Raw genomic sequence first — 23,065 nt, 5'->3', positions numbered from 1 at the left:
GTATGCCGTCGATCAGTCGCCGCCGAGGCCAGACGGGCGGCCGCCCCGCCTTCGTCCCCTTCGGCAACAACGCCTCCAGCGTTGCCCACTGTTCGCCCGTGAGATCTCCCCGACCCATGAACCGTGATCATTCACGCCCCAAGATCCACTTTCGATACACGGCCTAGCTGAGGCCGAGGGACCTCCTTCCACCCTGGCAGCTGGTCCCGATGACCGCAGGGCCGCTGGGGGCAATGAACGGGACCAAAGGTCCCGCCCCCGGTCGGCGGAGCCCGGACGCGGCAGTGACGAGCCCGTTCGGTCCTGAGGGTGGGCCATTCGGCCCTCGCCGACCCCGAGCGCTTGTCGGAGGGTGGTGATGCGGGACAGCACCGTCCGAACCCTCGAACAGGAGGCGCGGCGATGAAGCACATGAAGGTCGGCGGTCTGATGACCGACGACGTGGTCTCCGCCGTTCCTACGACGTCGTTCAGGGACGTGGCGAAGCTGCTCGCCGAGCACGACATCACCGGGGTCCCCGTCCTGGACGAGGACGACCATGTCGTCGGAGTCGTCTCCGAGAGCGACCTCCTGGCCCGCCACGAGCTGACTGCGCGAGACCTGATGACCACGCCGGCCGTCACGGTTCACGCCGAGGAGACGGTGGCGGACGCGGCACGGCTGATGGTGCGCCGCGGAGTCGAAAGGCTTCCCGTGGTCGACGAGGAGGAACGACTGGTAGGCATCGTGACCCGCCGCGATCTGCTCTGTGTCTACCTCCGCCCGGACTCGGAGATACGGCGCCGCATCCGTGAGGACGTCCTCACGGATGCCATGGGCCTGCCCGGGGATGCGGTGGACGTGCACGTCCTCGACGGCGTGGTGACGCTGGGGGGACGCGTCCGGTGGCGGAGTCAAGCCCTGATGCTCGTCGGACTCGCCGAGCGCGTGGATGGCGTCGTCGCCGTCGTGGACCGGCTGTCCTTCCACGAAGACGACACACATCTCGCATCCGCCACCCGGACTCCGCACGACATCTCTTGGTGACTCACCTCAGACAGGACGAACCGTGTCTACCACCGCGCTGACCCGACCACTGGTGACGTCGCTGATCGAAGACGCTGTCATGGCTCCCTCGATGCACAACGCACAGCCCTGGAAGTTCGTCTGCACGACGGGCACCGGGGTCGTCGAACTACACGGCGACCCGCTGCGCGGCATGCCGCGCGGGGACCCCGACCACCGGTCCCTCCACCTCGGCTGCGGCGCCGCCCTGTTCGGTCTGCGGGTCGCCGCCGCGCACCGGGCCCTGCATCCCGTGGTCCGGCTGCTGCCCTCCCCGAAAGATCCCTGGCACCTCGCCGACGTACGGTTCGACGATCCCGACGACGCCGACAGCGAACTGGGCATACTCCATGCCGCCCTGTCGCGTCGGCACACCAGCCGCTTCCCCTTCACCGAAGAACGGATCCCCTCCGAAGTGATCGACGGACTCCGTGCCGCGGCCCTCATCGAGGGCTGCCGACTCGTCGTACCGGGAGCGTGGCACACCGACACCGTCATGGGTCTCGTCCACGCTTCTGAGCTGTTCGAGGCGGCGGACGAGGCCGTACGCGCGGAGATCGCCGCCTGGACACGCACCGGTGCGGGTGGGGAAGGCCCCGGCACCGAGGGCATCCCCTCGTACGCCTTCGGCCCGAGGCAGTACGACGTGACCTCCCCCGTCAGGGACTTCGACGCCCCCCGACAGGTGCCCGCCCGCACCTCGGCACGCTTCGAGAAGAATCCTCAGATCGCACTGCTCGGCACAGTCGAGGACGCCCGGGAGGAATGGTTGAAGGCCGGCCAGGCCATGCACCGAGTCCTCCTGCAGGCCACCCTCGACGGCCTTGCCACCTCCCTGATGTCCCAACCGCTGGAATGGCCCGAACTCCGTTCCGAAGCACGCTGTCCCGGCTCGATGGTCAGCTTCGTTCACATGGTGATCCGCCTGGGCTACGGCCCCCAGGGTCGGGCCACACCGCGCCGTCCCGTCTCCGAGGTGCTCGCCTTCGACTGAACCGCTTCTCACCGACGGAACCAACGCTCCTGTCCGGGTGCAACAGTGACCCGCCGGTCGCCGGGGAGGGCGACGGCGAGCGGGCCCGCAGGCGAGGCGGGGACCCGGATGGCCAGCCGACCGGGAAGCATCCGCAGGCGCACCCCTCGATGATGGCCGACGCACAGGGTGAAGGCGAACCGGGGGATCTCCGCCAGCGGCACCGGAGCCACCCGAAGCCCCTCCGGTCCCGTTGCCAGGCCGGTGATCCCGCGTTCGACGAGGTCGATCGTGCCGGCCATCGCGCCGAGATGGATGCCCTCGCCGGTCGTTCCGCCCTGGACATCGGCCACGTCGTCGAGCAGCGCCCCCTCGCAGTAGCGCCAGGCTTCAGCGCCTTTCTGCCGGGCCAGCACCCAGCCGTGGACGAGACTGCTGAGCGTCGAGCCGTGGCTGGTGCGCCGCAGGTAGTACGAGACGGTCGCACGCCACATCTCGTCGTCCAGCCCGTAGCCCAGCCGACCGAACAGGCTGTACAACTCATCGAGCCGGAAGAGGTAGCCCAGCATGAGGGTGTCGGCCTGCTTCGACGCCTGGTAGCGGTTGACCGTGTCGCCCTCGGCCTCCAGGATCCGGTCGAGTCTGCGGATGTCGCCGTAATGGGCCCGGTACGCCTCCCAGTCGAGCTCCGCCAGGTCTCCGTATCCCTCGAACTGGCTGACCACGCCTTGGTGGAACGGCACGTACAGGCGGCGGGAGACGGCCTCCCAGCGAGCGATCTCGCTGTCGTCCAGCGACAGTTGCTCCGACAGTTCCGAGCGTCGGGCCGCAGGCAATTCGCCGAGCAGGTCGAGGCTCCGGGCGAGCACCCAGGCGGCGGTCACGTTGGTGTAGGCGTTGTCGTCGATGCCTGGGCTCGTGGCATCGGTATAGGCGTCGTGGTACTCGTCCGGTCCCATGACCCCGCGGATGCGGTAGCGGCCGATCGCCGGGTCGAAGGTGGCGGCCCCGGACCAGTAGCGGGCGACCTCAAGGAGGATCTCCGCTCCGGCGGCGTGGAGGAATCCGCGGTCGCCGGTGGACTGCGCATACCGCCAGACGTTGTACGCGACGGCCGAGCCCACATGGCGCTGGAGCCGGGAGTGGTCGGGCAGCCAGCGCCCGGAGCGGGGGTTGAGGTGCAGGGCCTGTGTCTCCTCGCGGCCCGAACTCGCGCTCTGCCATGGATACATGGCCCCTTGCTGGCCGGCGAGGCGGGCGGCCTCGCGGGCGGCCGGCAGTCGACGGTGCCGGTACATGAGCAACGCGCGGGCCACTTCGGGGAAGTGGAGGTCGAGGTAGGGCAGGACGAAGAGCTCGTCCCAGAAGACGTGCCCCCGGTACGCCTCACCGTGCAGCCCACGCGCGGGAACGCCCACGTCGAGGTCCGCCGTGTGCGGGGAGAGCGTCTGCAGCAGGTGGAACACGTGCAGCCGCAGGATGCGGCCCGCCTCCCCGGGCACGTGCAACTCACCCTGCTCCCAGACTCGCCGCCAGGCCGCCTTGTGGGCGGAGAGCAGCTGCGGGAAGGAAGGAGCACGGGCGATCACGTCGGTGGCTGCCGAGAGCGGGTCAGCTGCGGGCCAGTCCATCGAGGTGTGCAGTGCCAGAGTCTTCACGACCATCGCCGAGCGGCGGGGAACGACCGGCAGGTGGTACGTCTGCACGGTGCCGGTACTGGTGGCCTCCTCCCGCGCGGGCCGCGCGGGGCGGGTGACTGTACGCACCGCCATGGCGATCCTGATGCCCGGGTCGACGGTACGGCAGAAGATCCAGGAGACACCGTCGGGCGCGAATCCGGTCCGGTGGTCCGTGAGATGACACCCGTCAAGGTGCCGGTAGCGCTCCACTCCGGCGTTGGTGACGGTGCCGTCGAGGACGGACTGCACCTCGACGGAACCGCTCCATCCGTAAGCGCGGAACAGGGTGCACTGGGCAGCAAGACCAGAGTCTCCCATGTGTACGACGCGGATGTGGCTGACGCGCAGGCCCCGCCCGCGGGCGTCCTCGAAGAACAAGCGCCGGGTGAGCACGCCCGCGCGCAGGTCCAGACGGACGTCGTAGTGGCGCAGCTCCCCGGCGTCGGGCGTCAGCCAGTCGCCTGCCGGCCCGTCGTCCGGCAGGCAGCGGTAGCGCAGAAGCGTCCAGTTCGGAAGGTTGACGAGGTCCTCGTTGTCGACCCGTTCGCCGGCGACGACCGAGGGGAGCCGGTCGTAGCAGCCGGCCAGATAGGTCCCCGGATAGTGCGCGCCTCCGGCGGGGCACTCGGGAGCGGAGCCCCGGGTGGCGAACCGGCCGTTGCCGAGGGTGCAGAGCGCTTCGACCAGCGGCTCGCGCTCCGGGTCATACCGGTCGTAACTCCACGTCCAGCCGATGGTCATCCGCGCTCACCCCACACGCTCCGGACCAGCGTCGTGAGATCGGGAACCACCAGGTCGGCACCCTGCTCTCGCAGGAGGGCGGCGGTGCATCGCAGCGGGGTGCGGTCGACTCCGACGACGAGACCGAAACCGCCGCGACGCGCTGCCTCGACTCCGGCGAGAGCGTCCTCGGCGACCGCGGTCACCTGCGGGCTGCTGCCGAGGAGGGCCGCCGCCCGCAGGAAGAGCGCGGGATCCGGCTTGCCGGCGAGGCCGAGTCGTGCGGCGTCCTCGCCGTCCACGATCACCGCGAGGAGACCGGCGAGCCCCGCGGCACGGATCAGTGCCCGGGCGTGCCGGGAGGCAGACACGGCGGCGCACGGGACTCCCGCCGTGCGCAGGGCCGCGAGAGCCGGCCTGGCGTCGGCGAAGGCCGTGACACCTTCCGTACGAAGCAGATCGACGAACGCCCGTTCCTTGTGTGCCGCGACGGCCCAGACCGTGGCGTGGCCGGGGTCGTCGTGCGGATCTCCCGGTGGGAGGTGAAGGCCGCGGGCGGTGAGGAAGGCCACGGCGCCGTCGTACCGAGACCTTCCGTCGACGAGTCGGCGGTACTCGGCGTCCGCGTCGAAGGGGGGTTGTCTCCCGTTGCCGGGCGCCAGTCGGTCGAGGCAGGCGTCGAAGGCGATCTTCCACGCCGCCGCGTGCACGACGGCGGAGTCGAGCAGTACACCGTCGGTGTCGAGGACGACGCTCTCCGGCGGCCGAGAGTCCGGGCCTCGGCCGTTCATCAGGCCGCCGATGTGTCGGGGAGGCTCACGACCGTGTGCTGCGGGCCGCCCAGCGCGACCTTGATGGCGCCGGTCTCGGACCCGCGACCGAAGACGTCGTACGCCTCCTCCATCTCCCCCAGCTCGAACCGGTGGGTGAGCAGTGCTGCCGACGGCAGCCGCCCCGCGGCCATCATGCGCAGCAGCATGGGTGTGGACGAGGTGTCCACCAGGCCGGTGGTGATCGTGACGTCCTTGATCCACAGGTCTTCGAGGTGGAGGGCCGCGGGCTTTCCGTGCACTCCGATGTTGGCGACTCTGCCGCCTGGTCGGACCATCCGGGTGCACATCTCGAACGCCTCCGGGACGCCGACCGCCTCCATGACAACGTCGGCGCCAAGGCCGTCAGTCAGATCCGCGACGAGCTGTTCGGGGCCTTCCTCGGCATTCACGGTGGCGTCCGCGCCGAGGGCACGGGCGGCGGCCAGCCGCGACTCGACCAGGTCGACGGCGACGATCCGGCCCGGACGATAGAAGCCGGCAGTGGCGACGGCGGCGAGACCGATGGGGCCCGCGCCGACGACGACCACCGTGTCGGCGGGGTGCACGGCACCGTTCAGGACCCCGACCTCGTAGGACGTGGGGAAGATGTCGGCGAGCAGGACCGCGTCGGAGCCGTCGATGGTGTCCGGCAGCGCGTGGACGGACAGGTCGGCGAAGGGCACACGGACGTACTCGGCCTGCGTGCCGTCGACGGTGTGGCCAAGGATCCAGCCACCTCCGCCACGGCACTGCCCATACCGGTTCTCGCGGCAGAAGCGGCACCTGCCGCATGCGGAGATGCAGGAGACCAGGACGCGGTCTCCCGGCCGCACCGTGCGGACGTCGCCTCCGGTCTCGACCACGGCGCCCACCGCCTCGTGTCCGAGGACCCGGCCGGGCATCACCTCCGGCACGTCCCCCTTGAGGATGTGCAGGTCCGTGCCGCAGATGGTGACGACGTCGACCCTGACGACCGCATCGGCGGGGTCCTCGATGCCCGGGTCGGGTACGTCCTGCCAGGCGATCCGACCCGGTCCCTGGAAGACGAGTGCCTTCATGGCGCCCACCTGCTTCCTGTCGCGCGTCGCCGCGGTCCTCGTCCACCAGGCTCCCCGGAGCCCTCGGGCGGCACATGAGCCGGTCGGCCCCGAAAGGGGCCCGCTCGGACCCTCCGGTCCCGGCCGGTCCGGATGCGAAGGTGGAGACCGGTCCACTCCGAAGAGGGCTGACCATGTCCGGGGCAACCCCGAACACCGCTCCGCGACCCGCACTGCTCAGTTTTCTGGGCGGCGTGGGAACGGTCACCGGAAGCAAGTTCCTGGTCGAGAGCGACCATGCGCGGATCCTCCTCGACTGCGGTCTCTTCCAGGGTTTCGCGACCTTGCGGCGCCGCAACTGGGAACGGTTCGCCCGCGACGCCGCGGACGTCGACGCCGTGGTCGTCACACATGCCCATCTGGACCACTGCGGCTGTCTGCCCCGCCTGGTCCGGCAGGGCTTCCGCGGACCGATCCTCACCAGCGCCAACACGGCCCGGCACGCCGATGAGCACGGCTGGTCCAAGCACCGCCCGGCCAAGCCGCTGTACGACGACTCCATGTGGAGAAGACGCTGGCGTTCTTCGACCCGGTCCCGGTCGGCGAGGACGTGGAGATCGTGTCCGGCACCCGGCTGACGCTCCACCACAGCGGGCACATCCTGGGATCCACGTGGGCCCGCCTGACGCCGGAGGATGGCCACACCCTGGCCGTGTCCGGGGACCTGGGGCGGCCCGGACACCCACTGCTGCCGCCGCCCGAACCGTTCTCCGGCGCCGACGTGCTGCTGATGGAGTCCACGTACGGCGACCGCCGCCACGACCAGGAGTCCGCCCGGTCGGGGTTCGCCGCCGTGATCGCGCGGACCGCCGTCCGGAGCGGCACCGTCGTCATCCCCGCCTTCACGATCGACCGCACCGAGGTTGTCCCGCACGAACCAACACTGCTGCGCGAGACGGGCATCCTACCGCGGTCAGTCCCCGTGTACGTGGACAGCCCCATGGCCCTGGCCACCCTCGACGTCCACCAGGACGCGGTACGCGAGCGCTCCCCCGAGCTGCGGCCGGAGATCCTCGCAGAGGGAGCAGCCGCGCTGAGCCCCGCGCCGTTCCTCGCCGCGCGTACAGTCCAGGAGTCCATCGAGATCAACGAGGTCAGGGGACCCGCCGTCATCGTCTCCTCGGCCGGCACGGCCACCGGCGGCCGCGTCCTGCACCTGCACCGGCTGCTCCCGGACCCGCGCAACGCGGTCGTCGTGGTCGGCTTCGCCGCAGCCGGTACCCGGGCGCGGGACCTCCTGGACGGTGCCCGGGCACTCAAGATGTCCGGCGAATACGTGCCCGTACGGGCCGAGGTCGCCGACGTTCCCCACTTCTCGGCACACGCCGACGCCGGACAGGTCATCGACTGGCCGCGCGGCGCCCCTCCCCCGCACACCACCTGCCTCGTCCACGGCGAACCGGCCGCTTCCGAGGCGCTGCGCGACCGCATCGACCGCGAACTGGGCTGGACGGCCGTCGTGCCCCGCTCCGGGGAGGCCGTCCTGGTCCGCTGACGGGGGCACTTCGGCCCCCGGTGTGCCCTGCGCGGCCCTCCCCATGACCGGCCTCCGCGCGGGAGCCTGTGAAGGTAGGGCCGGAGGACACCATGAGCACTACGCGGACGCTGCTGAACGAACTCACTCCCGAGGCACGCGACCACCTCCTGGAGCACTCGCACCCGGTCAGCTTCCCCGCAGGCACGCGCAACGACCTCATGCCGCGCGTCGGCGCGGAACCCCTGGCCCCATCGCGTCAGGCGGCTGCCGGACGTCGACGCGAGCGGGACGATCCAGGGGATCGTGAGCCGGTCCGACCTGCTCAAGGTCTTCCTCCGCGCCGACGACGAACTCGCCGCCGAGGTGCGCCGAGACGTCATCGAGCACCTGTTCCCGCTCTCCCACCACCAGGTCGACGTCCGTGTCGACGCCGGTGTCGTCACCGTGTCCGGCGAGGTCCGCGACAGCGCGCTCATCCCACTCGCGGCACGCCTGGCGCGTCGAAGGCGTGGTGGATGTAGGGTGCGAGCTCACCGCCCAGGCCAGCCGGCCAGGCCCTGATGGCCGGTGTCTTATGGGCGCCGTGATTGTCGCAGATCAGGTGGACCTGGAGGTGCCCATGAACCTCCTTCTCGATCTTGATGAGGAACTTCTTGAACTCCGCTGCCCGATACCGGCGGTGCAGCGAGGTGATGACTTCGCCGGTCGCGACGTCGAAGGCCGCGAAAAGCGTGGTCAGGCCATTGCGGATGTAGTCACGGGTGCGCCGCTCGGGCATGCCCGGCATTTATCGGCAGCACCGGCTGGGACCGGTCCAGCGCCTGGATCTGCGGCTTCTCGTCCACCGACAGCACCACCGCTCCTTCGGGCTGATTGAAGTACAGCCCGACCACGTCGTAGATCTTCTCCATGAAAAAGGGGTCCGTCGACAGTTTGAAACTGTCCGTCAGATGAGGCTTGAGACGGAACTCCCGCCAGATTCGGCCCGCGGTCGACTTCGACAGCCCACTGCGGTCGGCCATCGACTTGCGCGACCAGTGGGTGGCGTTCTTCGGCATCTCCTCCAACGTGCTGACCACGACCGCCTCCACCTGGTCAACGCTGATGGTGGACGGCCGACCCGGCCGGGGCTCGTCCACCAACCCGTCCAGCCGGCCGGCCAGGAACCGCCGTCGCCACTTGCGGACCGTATCCGCCGCCACCCGAAGATTCCGCGCCACCACAACAATCGGCGGAGCGTCAGGGCCTGCACACGCCAACACGATCCGCGCCCGTAACGCCACCGCCTGCGCAGACGTCGCCCGCCGGGCCCAACGCTCCAGCACCGCACGCTCGCCAGCGGACAACAACAACGGTTCCAGCTTCGGACCGCGACGCGGTGCGGGCACACCCAAAGAATCACTCATACAGGAACTAACGATGGATCTCCGGCGCGGGACAGCCCTTAGGGCTCGTAACACGATCTTGTTGAAGTGTGCTGGTGGGGCGTAACCGGTGTCGATTCGGCCGTTCGTGAGGGTGTGGGTACTCGACCGTGGATCGTGGACGATGATTTGTGGGCGCTGATCGAGCCGTTGTTGCCGCCTTGGCCGGAACGAGCCCCGGGGCCAAGGCCGGTGTCGGACCGGCTCTGCCTCCAGGGCATTCTGTTCGTCCTCTACAACGACATAGCCTGGCAACTCCTGCCCCTGGAGCTGGGGTTCGGCTCGGGCCAGACGTGCTGGCGTCGCTTGGACCGGTGGCAGAAGGCAGGGGTCTTCGACCGGCTGCACCAGGTCCTGCTCGCCGAGCTGAACGCGGCCGGCGAGCTCGACTGGTCACGGGCTTGCGTGGACGGCTCCCACATCCGTGCGAAAAAGGGAGCGCCGATACCGGTCCGTCGCCGGTCGACCGGCGGAAAACGGGCAGCAAACACCACCTGATCTGCGACGGACGCGGCACCCCGCTCAAAGTCATCACCACCTCGGCCAACGTCAACGACGTCACCCAGACTCTCGCCCTGGTCGACGGCATCCCACCCGTCGCCGGCCGCCCCGGCCGGCCTCGCCGCAGGCCCGAAGCCCTGCTCGGTGACAAGGGATACGACTCCAACGCCCACCGCGACGAGCTGCGTCGCCGACGGATCCTGCCCGTCATCTCCCGCAAGGGATCACCCAACATCAAGGGCATCGGCAAACTCCGCTACGTCGTCGAGCAAACCTTCGCCCTGCTTCACCACTTCAAACGCCTCGCCGTCCGTTGGGAACGCCGCACCGAACTCCACGACGCCTTCGTCTGCCTCGCCTGCAGCCTCATCTGCTGGAGACGCCTCCAGAGATCCCGCTCATGATCGTGTTACGAGCTCAAAGCCAGAACGAAATACACTCCGCCTCTGGAGGACAGAGACCGCAGCCGGCGCTCCCGTGCTCCGGTCTCCTCCAGAACCGCGTCAACCAGCCCCGAGGGCACGACCTGCGTCAACTCACCGATGCAACCAGGCGCGAACACGTCAATAGTTCCGCCCGTGACAGACTTGGCCACTGGGTCTCTGCTTTCTCAGGAAAGTCTTGGTCGAGCCCCTGGATAGCAGAGACCTCGCCGTATCTCACCCTCCTTGACATCGCCGCTGAGCTCTTGGCTTCGCGACATTGGTCACGATTATTGAAGATCAGGTGCCGGACGGAGCAGCCGTGTGCGGAACAGGTCAGCGGCTGCGTCCTCGATGTCGGCGCGGGCTGTGGACGGGAAGACGCACCGCGACCACCGCCCGCTCCAGGTCACCTTCGGCCGACACTAATTAAAAAATCTCCAAGCACTCGATCCCGAACAGCACGCCGGACCCCACTAAGACCGTGTCCTATGTGGTGAGGTGGTCGTTGGGCTCATCATGGGGCGGGGTACGTGGAGTTGGATTGTTCCGGACGGGCTGTGGGAGATCGCGGAGCCGCTGATCCCGCCGTCGAAGGTGCGGCCGCAAGGTGGCGGCACGCAGGACACGCCTGATGAGACGGTGTTCGCGGCCATCATCTACGTGCTGGTCAGCGGCTGTGCCTGGCGCGCGTTGCCGCCATGCTTCGGGATATCGAAGTCGACGGCTCATCGCAGGTTCGTGATCTGGTCGCGGGCCGGCGTGTGGGGCCGACTGCACGAGGAGATCGTGCACCGGCTCTACGACGCCAGCCTGCTCGACTTGTCGCGCGCTGTCCTCGACTCCGCCCACGTGCGCGCTGAAAAGGGGGCGAACACACAGGTCCAAGCCCTGTGGACCGGGGCAAGCCGGGCTCCAAGATGCACGTCCTGTCGGACGCGAACGGACTGCCCCTGGTCGTCGGCGTCTCCGCGGCCAACGTCCACGACAGCCTCGCGCTGAAGCCCATGGTCGCCGGTCACCAAACGAGACACGACCCACACCGTGGCCGGCACTTCAAGCCTCAGCGACTTCACGCTGACAAGGCGTACGACGTTCCTCACCTGCGCAAATGGCTACGCGGCAAGCGCATCGGCGTCCGCATTGCACGCAAGGGCATCGAGTCCAGCGAACGACTCGGCCGCCGAAGGTGGGTCATCGAGCGGACCATGTCCTGGCTCACGGGCTACCGCCGGCTCAACCACCGCTACGAACGAAATCCCCGCAACTACCTGGCCTTTCTCGGCCTCGCCGCAGCCCTCTGCTGCTACAAGCGACTCGTCCGACTCACCACATAGGACACGGTCTAAACCACCCTGGCGCGCTTTGGCGTGGATCAGGAATTCTGACCAGGCTCCTTTCGCTGGTTCTCTCCTACCCTGGCTTTCACCGACAGCGGGAACTATGCGTCCGCACTGATGAAAGACCCGTCGGCTCGGCGCGGCCAGAAGGTAGGAACCTCCGGCGACTGATTGCCTAAAGTCATCAATGACTGACGTCTCAAGGAGCATGACAGTGTCACAAAAGCCTCCTCAGCCTGCCTACACCGCGCCCGGCATGAATCCTGAGATCAGCAGTGACGTTATCGCCCTGCTGCAGATGCGCCTGCACGCCCTGAACGATCTCGCCCTGACCCTTAAGCACGCCCACTGGAATGTGGTTGGGCCACATTTTATCGCCGTGCACGAAATGCTAGACCTGCAGGTCGAGCAGGTACTTTCGATGACGGATGACCTCGCAGAGCGCATTTCCACTCTGGGCGGCGAACCTCATGGCACGCCCGGCGCCCTGGTTGCCGACCGTACATGGAGCGACTATTCGATCGGCAGAGCCGAAGCCATCGAGCACCTCGGCGCCCTGAACCTGGTGTACACCGAGGTCATCAAGGATCACCGGTCTGCGATGCAGGAAACCGAAGAGTCCGATCCGGTAACACACGACATGCTCATCGAGCAGTTGCGGGGGCTGGGACTGTTTCAGTGGTTCGTGCGCGCGCATCTGGAGTCGAGCGGCGGTGAACTCAGCACTGCCGGAGCGTCGACCGAGAGGGTTGCTGCCTCCCAGGCAGCCGACCGGGCACGCACGCAGCCTTGAGACAGAACGGCCAGACTGAGTCACGGCGCAGCGGAACACTCGAAACAATGCCCCGGCATCGAGGCGTTGCGTGCCGTCACTGCCGTGAACAGAAGGTGTGTCGCTCACTGGCGAGGGCTTCGTCAGCGGTGGATGCGTTGTCCGCCGTGAGCTCAACGGGAGGGGCGCTGTATGTGGTCGGCCGGGCAGGCCGACGGAAGCGCCAGCAACAAGGGACTGTCCCTGTAGCGGTTGCGAGGCGCTGGCTGAAAGCACAGGGCCGACTCGGCTCCGCGGCACCCGGTTGCTGACGCATGGGTGAAATCCGACCTGTCTCGGACCGGCTTATGTGTAGGCGGATGGACCGGGTCAGCGAACTGAGCAGGCGCTACAGCGCATGGTGGTAGCCATTGCGTGAGCCAGGCAGGGTGCCAGACCAGGTATGAAGCCGTACTTGGAGCGAGCTTAGTGCTTCTGAGCGGTGCGGGTCTGCGCCGGCGGTCCGACAGAACGAATGGCTTCCGGAAGGTGCGGCGCTGAAGCGCCGAACACGTCCGGCTTCGGGACTGCGGTGCGAGTCCTGGTCCGGCGAGGCCCCGCACGGGCAGTGATGAGTGCATCCGAGTTCCGGCCGACGGCCGAAACACCTGTATGCGAGGGACGAAGATCAAAGGAGTTTACCCATGCTCGAAGCGCGGACAACGCGGGGCGGCGCCGTCGACCCTGATGGCTGCCCTGAGACTCCACACACCGCACGCGACGCAATGTTGGTCGTTGAGGGCGTGCTCGCGGAGCATCTTGACGCCCGGCTGTGCGAAGCGCGTGAGGTGGACACGGTGTTCACCAGAGATGTCGTGGAAAGGGTGGCTGCATTTGTGCAGAACGGCGGAAGGCGGTTACGGACGGGATTCTTGTGGTGCGGATTCCAGGCAGTCGGAGGGGGGACCAATCCGAGGGCCCTGCTGCGGATCGGAGCAGCCCTTGAGCTTCTCCAGACGTGTGCACTCGTACACGACGACGTCATGGACGGATCGCCGGTGCGACGGGGTGCGCCTGCGGTTCACGCCGAGTTCGCCCGGATGCACCGCGTAAGCGATATGAAGGGTGCGGCCGAGACGTACTCGACCGCTGCCGCTGTGCTCGCGGGTGATCTGGCCCTGGCGTGGGCCGACGACTTACTCACGGAGACCGCACTGGCTTCGCCGCATGGCCGACAGCTGCATGGTGAATGGCGGGCGATGCGCTGCGAGATGGTCGCGGGGCAGTACCTGGATATACGTGCTCAGGCAGCTGGCTCTTCCGCCGCGGAGGAGGCCCTGCGCATTGCGACCTTGAAGAGTGCTCTCTACACCGTGGCGCGGCCGCTCGCTCTGGGCGCATCACTTGCTGGTGCAGATGCCCGGGCCCTGGACGCGCTGCACTCCGCCGGCCGCTGTGCAGGGCTTGCCTTCCAGCTCCGGGACGACCTGTTGGGTGCGTTCGGAGATCCAGCGGTGACGGGCAAGCCCGCAGACGAGGATCTGCGTGGGCGGAAGCTCACGTATCTCCTCGCGGTCGCCGTGCGGCTCGCTGACGCATCGAATGACGGCGAGGCGCTTGCCGTGCTCGGGCCTGACGATGTCTCTCGCTCAGACGATGAGATCGACCGGATTCGCGCTGCCCTGGAACGCACGGGCGCGCGGGCGGTGGTGGAGACCAGGATCGCCGAGCTGTACACGTTGAGCCTGCGTCATTTCACAGCAGCTGGAGCGGATCGGCAGGCACGACGGGAGTTCGCTTCTCTGATGGAACGGGCCGTGTTCAGGAACGAGGGGAGCCAGTGAAAACCCTGTCCGGTCCATCGGACCATGTGGTGGTGGTCGGCGCCGGCCTGTCTGGTCTCGCCGCAGCTCTCCATCTGCTCGGTTCGGGCCGCCAAGTGACCGTTGTCGAGCGGAACGCCGGGCCAGGAGGCCGTGTGGGCCGACTCGAACTCAGCGGATTCCAGGTTGACACCGGTCCAACCGTCCTGACCATGCCTCAGCTGGCTGATGAGGCCTTTGCCGCCGTCGGTGACAGCCTCTACCGGCGAGTGGATATGGTTGAGCTGCATCCGGCATATCGAGCCCGGTTCGCCGATGGTTCACACGTGGACGTCCATACGGACGGCGATGTGATGGAGGCTGAGGTGCGTCGCTTCGCCGGCCCTGCTGAGGCCGAGGGCTACCGCAGACTGCGTATCTGGCTGCAACAGCTGTACCGGGCCCAGATACACCGGTTCATCGATGCAAATTTCGACTCCCCCTTCCAGCTTCTGCATCCAGACTTGGCCCGGTTGGCAGCCTTGGGGGGCTTCGGGCGCCTGGACCCGCAGATCGGCAGGTTCCTCTCCGATGAGCGACTGCGCAGGGTGTTCTCCTTCCAGGCTCTGTACGCGGGGGTGGCACCGGCCCGGGCACTCGCCGCCTACGCGGTGATCGCCTACATGGACACGGTGGCGGGCGTCTGTTTCCCCCGGGGAGGTATGCACGCGCTGCCCCGGGCCATGGCGGAGGCGGCCGCCGGCGCCGGGGGCCAGTTCTGCTGGTCCGCCCAGGTGACCGAGCTGGAACGCTCCGCCGGACGAGTGCGGGCCGTGCATCTGGCGTCGGGCGAGCGAATCGCCTGTGACGCCGTGGTTCTGACGCCCGATCTGCCCGTCGCGCACCGACTTCTGGGGCGGACTCCGCGCCGACTGGTGGGGCTGCGTCACTCCCCTTCTGCGGTGATCCTCCATGCCGGTACCAACCGCACCTGGCCCGAGCTCGCGCATCACACGATCTCCTTCGGCGCCTCGTGGAAGCGGACCTTTGAAGAACTCACGCGAACTGGGCAGCTGATGAGCGATCCATCACTGCTGATCACCAGGCCGACAACACACGACCCAGGGCTCGCTCCAGAGGGGAAACACCTGCACTACGTCCTGGCTCCTTGCCCGAATACAACGACAGGCCCTTCGGCAGACACATGGCAGGACATCGGACCGCGTTACCGCGACAGTCTGGTGGCTGAGCTGGAACGCCGCGGGCTGGACGGATTCAGTGACTCCATCAGCAGCGAGCTGCTGGTGACGCCGGCGGACTGGGCAGCCCAGGGGCATGCGGCGGGCACACCTTTCTCGGTATCCCACACCTTCGCCCAGACGGGTCCGTTCCGGCCGCGCAATCTCGTGCGCGGGTGGGACAACGTCGTCCTCGCTGGGTGCGGAACAACCCCCGGGGTGGGTGTTCCCACCGTTCTCATCAGCGGGAAGCTCGCCGCCGCCCGGATCATGGGTCTCCCCCGGACAGTGTGCACGAGGCCCGGGGTCCGGGAACGGACCGTCGTCCCGTCCCGGAGAGGCAGCGCCGATGACCCGTCGTGAACTGGACGCTGCGGGCATCACCGACCCCCGCCTTCGCATGGCTTACGCGTGCTGCCGACGGCTCAACGCACAGCACGGTAAGACATACTTCCTGGCTACCCGTCTACTTCCGGTCGAACGCCGCTGCGCGGTCCACGCGCTGTACGGCTTCGCACGCTGGGCTGACGACATCGTCGATGATCTCGACCGGCGGGAGACGCCGGGGGAGCGCGATCGGCTACTGCGGAAGCTGGAGAACGATCTGGCGCACGGGCTGCGCGCCGGCAGTGGGGCGGGGTCCGTCGTACGGGCGGTGGCGGATACTGCGGGGCGCTATGGCATCGAGCCGCGTCTGTTCGCCGACTTCATGGCCTCCATGCGCAGCGACCTGAGTGTCACCGACTATCCGACATACGCAGATCTGCAGGCATACATATACGGTTCGGCAGCGGTGATCGGTCTGCAGATGCTGCCGGTGCTCGGAACAGTGGTCGCCCGCGAGGAAGCGGAGCCGCATGCGGCCGCCCTCGGAGTTGCGTTCCAGCTCACCAACTTCCTGCGCGACGTGGGCGAGGACCTGGACCGGGGGCGTGTGTATCTGCCGGCTGACCTGCTCGCCGCCCACGGGGTGAACCGGCCGATGCTGGAGTGGAGCCGCCGGACCGGCCGCCGTGATCCGCGTATCCGAGCAGCCTTCGTGGAGGCCGACGCGATGACGCGGGAGAGGTACCGGGAGGCGGAGCCGGGCATTGGCATACTCGACCCGCGGGTGCGGCCGTGCATTCGCACTGCCTTCACGCTCTACGGCGGCATTCTGGACGCGATCGTGCGCGATGACTATGCGGTGTTGCACGGACGATCCGTGGTTCCGCGAGGGTGCCGGGCTCGCACAGCTGCCGTAGGGCTCGTGCGCATCCTGGGCGCCCGGGTCCGAGCCAGTAGGCAGGTCTCATCTGATGCCGCGCGCGTGACGGCGCATCGGGGAGAGGGGTATGGCCGATGAGGAGACTGTCGGGCGGCGGGCACTGGGCTTCGCCGCTGCGGGTGCGCCGGGGACCGGGCTGGTCCGAGCAGACGCCGACATGGCAGGAGGCAAAGCCTTCGATCATCTCTGAAGCCCTCGGGCGGGCATCCGCGAGGCCGTCGGGAAACTGGTTCGTCGTCGGAGCATCCCGGGACATCGTCCGGGGCCGTCCCTACGGGAGAACCGTGAGTGGGGTGGAGGTTGTGCTGTGGCGTACGCAGACGGGTGGGGTGCGGGCAGGGCCTGGCGCGTGCCCGCATCTCGGGGCTCCGCTTCGTCAGGGCCGGGTGGTGTGTGGGGCTCTCGTGTGCCGTTGGCATGGGATGGCTCTTCCGGGTGGCCCGTTCAGCGGCTGGGAGCCGTTCCCAGCCCACGACGACGGGGTTCTGGTGTGGGTGCGTCTGGACGAGGCCGGCGGCGAGGCACCGCTGGAGCTTCCAGTGCTGCCCAGGCGCCCGGTGCTCGTGAACGCGGTGGAATCGGTGTTCACGATGGTGGGACGGTGCGAGCCGCAGGACGTGATCGCGAACCGGCTCGACCCGTGGCACGGGTCGTGGTTCCATCCCTACTCGTTCGTCGACCTGCAAGTCGTGGAAACCCCCCGGGGTGGTTCCGGCGACGCGTTCGCGGTCAAGGCTTCGTTCCGGGTCGTCGGCCGCCTGGTGGTGCCCGTGCGGGCGGTCTTCACCTCGCCCGAGCCGCATACGGTCGTCATGCACATCACGGAGGGTGAGGGGGCAACCTCGGTCGTGGAGACGCATGCCACTCCCCTGACTCCTCGGGGAGACCAGAGCCCGCGAACAGCCGTGGTCGAGGCGGTCATCGCGACGTCTGGTCGGCGGGGCTTCGCCCTGGCACGTGCTGCTGCACCAGTGCTGCGCCCACTTATGCGCCGGGCTGCCGGCCGGCTGTGGCGTGACGACCTGTCCTACGCGGAGCGCCGTTGGTCGCTGCGCAGAGTCGGGCGCTTTCCTGGCTGAGGGACTATGGGCGGGCGGACGGGCTCATTGCCGTGCGCCCATTCTCGCAAAGGATCGCAGGAACTGGGATCGGCCGGCACGGGGCACGGTCCACAGCGTCTGTCCCCGGATCCCCCAGTCGGCGAGGAGAGCGTTGGCAGCCTGGAAGCCTGAGGTCGCCGCTCGTTCCATCAGAGCCACGGGAAGACCTGTGCGGACCACGTCTCCCGCGACCATCACCCGCGGGTGCGGTGTCTGCACCGAGGGCCGACGGCCATAACCGCCGACGGTGAACATCGGACAGTCTGCGCGCCATTCATGACGGACGTCGACGATCCGGGCGGTCGCGGTCTCCGGGTAAATCTTGTGGAGCTGGGCCACCAGTCGCTCCTGAATGTCATTCCGGTCGACTTCCCTGTCCACTGCGTAGGCGTGGAGTTCCACGACTGAGCCACCTGTACGCCTTGCCCAGCGCTCTGCTTCCCCCTCCCAACGCTCGAGGACGCTGACATTGTCCAGGCCTCCGTAGCCACTGGTGCCGAGGAAACCGGCTCGGTCACGGCGGACCGGCCGGTCGAGCCACAGGCGGGTGACCAGGAACGCTGGTGCGGTGCGCAGGCCGGCGACGTCTCCACGCCAGCCCGCGTCGCACAGTTGGTCCGAGGCACCGACGAGATGGCGTAGACCGGCCGGGTCCAGGGCCAGGACAACCGCTTGGTAGCGGTCGGTCGTCCGGTCGCTGTCCACGCTAAGGTCGCCGTCGTCTTCAGGCCGGATACAGCGGGCGGCTGTGCCTGTGCGCATGTCCACGCCAAGCCGTTCCAGGTATTCGCCCAGTGGTTGCCAGAGAGCCTGTGGGAACGGCTCGCACGGTACGTCGAAGAGCAGTCCCTCGGACGAGCCGAGGAAGTAGATGTGAAACATCAGCAGCATTTCGGCAGCGGAGAGTTCACGCGGGTCGGCGAAGAAGCTGCGTGAGAAGACCTCGAACGCCAAGTGCTGGGCAGCCGGGGGGAAACGGATATGATCCAGAAAGTCCGACGCGCTGACGTGGTCGAACCGCTCGTATACCCCGGGCACCCGCACATCGAGCAGCGGCAGAGCCGAGCGCGGGTCCATCGCGGCCATGTCGCGCCAGCCGAATGTGGGACTGAGTGCGGCGAAGCCGAGTGCGCTCCAGGGTGGTGTCCGGGGCACGTGGGTGAAGCTGTCGGTCAGGCCGCTGCTGTGCCGCAGGGGGTAGTCAGGCAGGGGTGTGAGTACAGACAGCGTGGGGTCGGTACGGCGCAGCAGGCCACGCAGGTTGTAGTACTGGCGGAAGAAGGCGTGGAACCCGCGGCTCATGGTGGCCCGGGATCCGTCGGTGAGGCGGACGGGCCATCCGCTCAGACGGCCTCCGAGCGATGCCTCGCGCTCGTAGAGGGTGACGTGGACTCCGCGTTCGGCGAGCGCCGTCGCGGTGGAGAGGCCGGCGATTCCTCCGCCGACTACCGCGGTTCTGGGCGCGTCGCCGGTGAAGCATTCCCGCCCCGGGCGGGGAAGGATCACTTCTGCCTTTCGGTCCCGGCCGCGACGGGAGCCGTTGGCGGGCGGCGCTGTCCTCATCGGGCGGCCGTCGGCCCGGTCACGGAACCGTGTCCGGCGAGGAACGTGTGGACGATGCCTGTCTGCCATCCCGCGACAGGGACCGTGCGCACGCTGGTGAATCCGGCCCTGGTGAGCCGGGACGCGAAGGCGGGGGCCGTGTCGAAGGCAAGAACGCTGCTCCGCAGATGGCGGTACAGCTCACGGTCGCCGGTCAGTGTTCCTGGCGGAATGATCACGCTGCGGCATACGGTGTTCCACAGGGCGGTATGGAAAGGGGAGCCGCTGAGGGTGTACTCGTGCACGGCGAGGCGCCCTCCGGGGCGCAGGAGTGTGTGGACAGCAGTCAGGACGGCGTCTGGGTCGGTGACGTTTCGGAGGAGATAGGCGCTCAGGGCTGCGTCGTAGGACTGTTCACCGTCGGCTTTCAGCATTTCCTCGGCGGTGAGGTGACGGAACCGCACGTTGTCGGGCCAGGGCTTGGCGAGTGCCCTTTCGAGCATCCCTGCGGACGCGTCGACGGCTGTGATGCGCGCGTGTGGGGCGGCCCGCAGCAGTGCTTGTGTCGACGCGCCGGTGCCGCAGCCGATGTCGAGCACATGCAAGCCGGCTCCTCTATGCGGCAGACAGAGCCGACGTGCGGTGCGGTGCAGTTCGGTGCGGTAGCCGGGGTTGGCCGCGGTGAGGAAGTCGTATGTGCGCGCGGCGTGGTCAAACGCCGCGGTGAGGTCCTGGTCTCGCAGAAGCGTCATCAGCGGCTCTCTTGGGGCGGGGTCGCAGCGCGGCGGGAGAGGAAGGGCAGCTCAGCGGCCGTGCGGAGCATGGGGACCACAGGCGTACGCAGTCCGATGCCGAGCTCTTCCCAGGGTGTGCTCGCGCCGTCGAGGAAGCGCAGCAGCCGCTCCGTCGGGGTGTGGCGAAAGAGGTCGGTGAAGAAGTGGGGGCCATCGATCCGGCCTGTGTCGAGCGCTCTCAGGACAACCGCGTCCATCGCCAGTGCCCGTCGGCTGTGAGGTGGTGGCAGGGTCTTTCTGCCATCGCGGAGGGCGGCTGCGATGGCCTGGCTCTGGCGTTGCACGGCGGCGAACGTGTAGCCGGTCGCTGGCCGGGTGGCGCCTCCTGCGGTCCCGATATGGAAGACGGCCTGCCCGGTTCTGTGTGGGAAGCGCGCGTCGGTCATGGGGATGACACCCTGTTCGGCGGTTTCGACGGTGAGCGGACCGAGGCGGAGCACGTCGGTGGTGTAGTGACGTAAGGCCGCCTCATATGCGGCGGTCGACAGGGTGTTGCGGGAGAACTCGGTGTATTCCACCAGAGCCCGGTCCGGTGCCAGGGGCAGGACGTAGCCGAATGCAATCCCCCGGGGTGGCTGGGGCAGGCGGAAGTCCATGAGGTCGGCCACCTCGGGGTCGAAGTGCGGGGTCGCCGTGTGTACGAACCAACCACGAAAGTGCTGGAGCAGTGTGGTCCGGGCGGGTGGCAGGCGGCGCGGCGGACGTGAATCGAAGATGCGCTTGCCTCGCAGGGTCAGCGGGTGTCCACCTGCGGTGGTGCAGGATACTTCGGCACCGTCTTTGACGTTGGTCACGGCATGAGCTGTGGCGCGCAGGAACCGAGCCGCGGGGTACTGCGCCAGCCGGGAACAGACCAGTTCTTCGAACAGTGCGGATCGCAGCATGCGGTAGCGCAGCGGTGTGGGGTCGGCAGTGGTGGTTCCACCGTCTCGTGCTGTGATCCGCAGCCGCGGCCAGGAGGCTACGACGGCTTCCTCGAACTCTCCGGGAGAGTCGTCCCAGTAGCACCAGGTGCGTTCGGTTGGCCTCAGCGGCCCGTCGGGCGCCTCAACGACGGTCACGGCCGTGGTCCCCGTCCTGGTCAGCCAGTACGCGAGACTGAGTCCGGCGGCGCCGCCGCCGAGGACGATGGCGTCGGCCGGTGACGCCTCTGGGGACACAGGCCGTTCACCGGCCCCGTCGTGCCAGGGGTGGCGTTGTCTCGGGTCCTGTACGCAGTTTTTCGGCGTCCGTTGCCAGGGCGCCGGTCGCGGCCCTGGCGGCGTTGAGGTGATCCGGGGGCGGCGAGCCCGGGAGGGGGTCGGCGATATCCCGCTCGGTATCCGGATGGCCGAGGAGAATGTCCAGCACATGGATGTCCGTGGGGCGGATTTCGCAGCGCGCGACGCTGAGCCGAGCGCCCGGCGTGTCCACTTTGATCCACTGCAGGGTGATGTTGCCCTTCACTGCGTTGGACTTACCGAGGGCTAACGAGCCGGGCGCTGTCAGAACGGCGTCCCGACCGCCGACTTCGTCAACTGCCATATGCGCTGCGTGGGCGTGCAAATCCGGGGCGTCGGCGCCGAACAGCACCGTTGGAGCGTGGCCGGGTGCTTCGGTGGTTCGCGCACAGCACATCTTGTTCCGGCAGGCCGGGGCAAGATGCGCGCCGCGGGCCCGGGGTACGGCCGCAATGGCTGCGCTGAGGGCTCCCGTAGCGCCGGTCACCCCGACAGGCACACCGTCTTTTCTCATGTCTGCTCCGTATCGCCAGGTCTGGGTTTCCTCTTTCGTTTCGGCCTGCCCCTACAGGGACGTGCAAGGGGCAGGGCTCGATCGAGGGGGTCATTGTCGCGCCAAATCGGCCAGCACCTCACGCGCGGCACGCGTGCCCGATGCCAGGGCTCCTTGAACCGATCCTGTTGCCCGGTGGTCTCCACAGACATACCGGTCCGGTGCGAAGCGGGTGGTACGGCTCACAGGCCAAGGTGGCACCATCGCGGGCAGCGCGTCTTCCACGATGTATGCGCCAATCAGCGTCCAGGCGCTCGTGTCGGTGCCGTACAGCTCGGCCAGGCGCCGACGTACCACGGCTTCCCCGCCTGGGCGATCGTCGTTCAGTACGGAAGTCGACACCAGGGCAGTGCCTGGTGGCGCGTAGGAGGGTGCGACCTCAGTGAGAACGCAGGTGTTCAGGACTGCGCGGCTGCTGTCCACGACCAGGGTCGGTTCGGCGAGCGGCGAGGTGTCAGCCGCGTGGTAGTAGGTCGTCACCGTGCGGCCGTCGGGCACAGTGAGGCCCGGCAACAGGCAGGCGGCTGTCGGCCCGTCCGTGGCCACGACAATGGTGGACGCTGGTCGTTCACTGCCGTCCTGAAGCAGCACACCGCTGTCGGTCACCGTGACGACGGGTGCCTCAAGGCGGAGCGTGCCGTCAGGCAGGCCGGCGGCCAGCTGCTCTGGCACCGCGCCGATGCCCGCGGCGGGCAGGCAAAGGTTTCCGCGCGCCATGCTCCGCCAGACCATGTGGAAAAAGCGGGCGGACGTCTCCAGCTCGTCCTCGAGGAAGACTCCCGAGAGAAACGGGCGCAGCAGTTCCTCGGCTGCACTCAGTGAAATTCCAGCGCGGGTGAGGGCGGCCGCAGTGCTGCGGTCGGGAAGACGCTTGAGAATGCTGGCAGGCAACAGAACATCGCGGGTGGTGAGGGCAGCGAGCGCGGCGAGGTCGCGTGCCGACAGGACCCGCCCGGGCATCAGGCTCGCGGCATCACCCGGGCGCCTGATGGGGTCAGCGATCCGCACCAGACGCGTGGACGTCCGGGCGAGGAGTCCTGGAGTGAACGGCCTCAGGCACAGGTCCCGTAGGGACACTCGCCTTTTGACTTGCGGATAGGCGGTGTTGAAGACCTGAAAGCCCCTGTCCAGCAGAAAGCCGTCCTTGCGGTCCGTGCGCATCCGGCCGCCCACGCCGTCGGAGGATTCCAGCAATTCGACGCTCAGTCCGGCGCGGCTCAGGTCCAGTGCACAGGCGATGCCTGCCAAACCGGCACCGATGACGAGGATGTCGGGCGGTGGGCGGCGGTGATCAGCCATCGTCGTCTCC

At 68.2% G+C, this 23,065-nt stretch carries 22 protein-coding genes and 1 pseudogene; 12 read left to right on the top strand and 11 right to left on the bottom strand.

The genetic code is table 11. The annotated features are described in order from the left end of the window. The first annotated feature begins 402 nt into the window (after positions 1-402). Positions 403-1,026 (top strand): CBS domain-containing protein, encoded by a 624-nt coding sequence (locus ACIGJO_RS29870; RefSeq protein WP_399963399.1) that lies wholly within the window; start codon positions 403-405, stop codon positions 1,024-1,026. A gap of 22 nt (positions 1,027-1,048) precedes the next feature. Continuing rightward, complete coding sequence (locus ACIGJO_RS29865; protein WP_399963397.1) at positions 1,049-2,038, top strand: Acg family FMN-binding oxidoreductase; 990 nt, start codon at positions 1,049-1,051, stop codon at positions 2,036-2,038. 8 nt (positions 2,039-2,046) lie between these two features. On the opposite strand, the gene ACIGJO_RS29860 is transcribed toward ACIGJO_RS29865, so the two are convergent. Genes ACIGJO_RS29860 through ACIGJO_RS29850 form a run of 3 tightly spaced genes read right to left on the bottom strand, consistent with a single transcriptional unit; the run spans position 2,047 to position 6,286 of the window. Continuing rightward, on the bottom strand, positions 2,047-4,437 hold the full coding sequence (locus ACIGJO_RS29860) for a glycoside hydrolase family 65 protein (protein WP_399963395.1): 2,391 nt from the start codon (positions 4,435-4,437) through the stop codon (positions 2,047-2,049). Beyond that, positions 4,434-5,207 (bottom strand): HAD family hydrolase, encoded by a 774-nt coding sequence (locus tag ACIGJO_RS29855; protein WP_399963393.1) that lies wholly within the window; start codon positions 5,205-5,207, stop codon positions 4,434-4,436. Before ACIGJO_RS29855 ends, ACIGJO_RS29860 begins: the two co-directional genes overlap by 4 nt. Then, positions 5,207-6,286 (bottom strand): alcohol dehydrogenase catalytic domain-containing protein, encoded by a 1,080-nt coding sequence (locus ACIGJO_RS29850; RefSeq protein ID WP_399963391.1) that lies wholly within the window; start codon positions 6,284-6,286, stop codon positions 5,207-5,209. The genes ACIGJO_RS29855 and ACIGJO_RS29850 overlap by 1 nt, the downstream gene beginning before the upstream one ends. Positions 6,287-6,459: 173 nt before the next feature. Here ACIGJO_RS29850 and ACIGJO_RS29845 point away from each other — a divergent pair, with 173 nt between their 5' ends. From ACIGJO_RS29845 to ACIGJO_RS29835, 3 genes are all read left to right on the top strand, one after another. Then, on the top strand, positions 6,460-6,903 hold the full coding sequence (locus tag ACIGJO_RS29845) for an MBL fold metallo-hydrolase (protein ID WP_399963389.1): 444 nt from the start codon (positions 6,460-6,462) through the stop codon (positions 6,901-6,903). Continuing rightward, positions 6,828-7,820: an MBL fold metallo-hydrolase RNA specificity domain-containing protein gene (locus ACIGJO_RS29840; RefSeq protein WP_399963387.1), complete on the top strand. Its 993-nt coding sequence runs from the start codon at positions 6,828-6,830 to the stop codon at positions 7,818-7,820. The genes ACIGJO_RS29845 and ACIGJO_RS29840 overlap by 76 nt, the downstream gene beginning before the upstream one ends. A gap of 285 nt (positions 7,821-8,105) precedes the next feature. Next, the gene (locus tag ACIGJO_RS29835) at positions 8,106-8,363 is read left to right on the top strand and encodes a BON domain-containing protein (protein WP_399963385.1); all 258 of its coding nucleotides are present in this window, start codon (positions 8,106-8,108) and stop codon (positions 8,361-8,363) included. Here ACIGJO_RS29835 and ACIGJO_RS29830 read toward each other — a convergent pair. Then, entirely contained in the window at positions 8,275-8,580 is a 306-nt protein-coding gene (locus tag ACIGJO_RS29830) for a transposase (RefSeq protein WP_399963383.1), read from the bottom strand. The genes ACIGJO_RS29835 and ACIGJO_RS29830 overlap by 89 nt on opposite strands. Then, complete coding sequence (locus ACIGJO_RS29825) at positions 8,558-9,208, bottom strand: IS630 family transposase (protein WP_399963381.1); 651 nt, start codon at positions 9,206-9,208, stop codon at positions 8,558-8,560. The genes ACIGJO_RS29830 and ACIGJO_RS29825 overlap by 23 nt, the downstream gene beginning before the upstream one ends. A 114-nt stretch (positions 9,209-9,322) precedes the next feature. Here ACIGJO_RS29825 and ACIGJO_RS29820 point away from each other — a divergent pair. After that, a protein-coding gene (locus ACIGJO_RS29820) for an IS5 family transposase (RefSeq protein WP_399963378.1) occupies positions 9,323-10,131 on the top strand; the annotation gives its coding sequence in 2 pieces (ribosomal slippage) (positions 9,323-9,640 and positions 9,643-10,131; 807 coding nt in all). 11 nt (positions 10,132-10,142) lie between these two features. Here ACIGJO_RS29820 and ACIGJO_RS29815 read toward each other — a convergent pair. Then, positions 10,143-10,322, bottom strand: a pseudogene (locus ACIGJO_RS29815) (transposase domain-containing protein); the annotation flags it as partial. A gap of 346 nt (positions 10,323-10,668) precedes the next feature. Between ACIGJO_RS29815 and ACIGJO_RS29810 the strand changes: the two are divergent. From ACIGJO_RS29810 to ACIGJO_RS29785, 6 genes are all read left to right on the top strand, one after another. Then, a protein-coding gene (locus ACIGJO_RS29810; RefSeq protein ID WP_399963419.1) for an IS5 family transposase occupies positions 10,669-11,486 on the top strand; the annotation gives its coding sequence in 2 pieces (ribosomal slippage) (positions 10,669-11,011 and positions 11,011-11,486; 819 coding nt in all). A 259-nt stretch (positions 11,487-11,745) separates the two neighbouring features. After that, positions 11,746-12,282 carry a Dps family protein gene (locus ACIGJO_RS29805; protein ID WP_399963417.1) on the top strand — a complete coding sequence of 179 codons (537 nt, stop codon included), beginning with the start codon at positions 11,746-11,748 and terminating at the stop codon, positions 12,280-12,282. A 662-nt stretch (positions 12,283-12,944) separates the two neighbouring features. Continuing rightward, positions 12,945-14,084 carry a polyprenyl synthetase family protein gene (locus tag ACIGJO_RS29800; protein WP_399963376.1) on the top strand — a complete coding sequence of 380 codons (1,140 nt, stop codon included), beginning with the start codon at positions 12,945-12,947 and terminating at the stop codon, positions 14,082-14,084. Positions 14,085-14,089: 5 nt separating this feature from the next. Next, the gene (gene crtI / locus ACIGJO_RS29795) at positions 14,090-15,643 is read left to right on the top strand and encodes a phytoene desaturase family protein (protein ID WP_399963415.1); all 1,554 of its coding nucleotides are present in this window, start codon (positions 14,090-14,092) and stop codon (positions 15,641-15,643) included. Then, a complete protein-coding gene (locus ACIGJO_RS29790) occupies positions 15,630-16,625 on the top strand; it encodes a phytoene/squalene synthase family protein (RefSeq protein ID WP_399963373.1) in 996 nt (331 codons plus the stop codon). Before crtI ends, ACIGJO_RS29790 begins: the two co-directional genes overlap by 14 nt. Continuing rightward, complete coding sequence (locus ACIGJO_RS29785) at positions 16,622-17,626, top strand: DUF5914 domain-containing protein (protein ID WP_399963370.1); 1,005 nt, start codon at positions 16,622-16,624, stop codon at positions 17,624-17,626. The genes ACIGJO_RS29790 and ACIGJO_RS29785 overlap by 4 nt, the downstream gene beginning before the upstream one ends. Positions 17,627-17,650: 24 nt before the next feature. On the opposite strand, the gene ACIGJO_RS29780 is transcribed toward ACIGJO_RS29785, so the two are convergent. The 5 genes from ACIGJO_RS29780 to ACIGJO_RS29760 form a co-directional block, all read right to left on the bottom strand. Further along, positions 17,651-19,210, bottom strand: a complete 1,560-nt coding sequence (locus tag ACIGJO_RS29780) for an FAD-dependent oxidoreductase (protein ID WP_399963368.1) — start codon at positions 19,208-19,210, stop codon at positions 17,651-17,653. Further along, on the bottom strand, positions 19,207-19,941 hold the full coding sequence (locus tag ACIGJO_RS29775; RefSeq protein ID WP_399963366.1) for a methyltransferase domain-containing protein: 735 nt from the start codon (positions 19,939-19,941) through the stop codon (positions 19,207-19,209). The genes ACIGJO_RS29780 and ACIGJO_RS29775 overlap by 4 nt, the downstream gene beginning before the upstream one ends. Continuing rightward, entirely contained in the window at positions 19,941-21,143 is a 1,203-nt protein-coding gene (locus ACIGJO_RS29770; RefSeq protein ID WP_399963364.1) for a lycopene cyclase family protein, read from the bottom strand. The genes ACIGJO_RS29775 and ACIGJO_RS29770 overlap by 1 nt, the downstream gene beginning before the upstream one ends. 7 nt (positions 21,144-21,150) lie before the next feature. Further along, complete coding sequence (locus ACIGJO_RS29765) at positions 21,151-21,555, bottom strand: hypothetical protein (protein WP_399963362.1); 405 nt, start codon at positions 21,553-21,555, stop codon at positions 21,151-21,153. Between the two features lie 252 nt (positions 21,556-21,807). After that, on the bottom strand, positions 21,808-23,055 hold the full coding sequence (locus ACIGJO_RS29760; RefSeq protein WP_399963360.1) for an NAD(P)/FAD-dependent oxidoreductase: 1,248 nt from the start codon (positions 23,053-23,055) through the stop codon (positions 21,808-21,810). Between the last annotated feature and the right edge of the window lie 10 nt (positions 23,056-23,065).

This window comes from Streptomyces sp. NPDC079020 (assembly GCF_044542225.1).
Taxonomy (GTDB): Bacteria; Actinomycetota; Actinomycetes; order Streptomycetales; family Streptomycetaceae; genus Streptomyces.
Note: the sequence above shows the minus strand (reverse complement) of the source record. Positions and strands in the feature narration are given on the sequence as shown.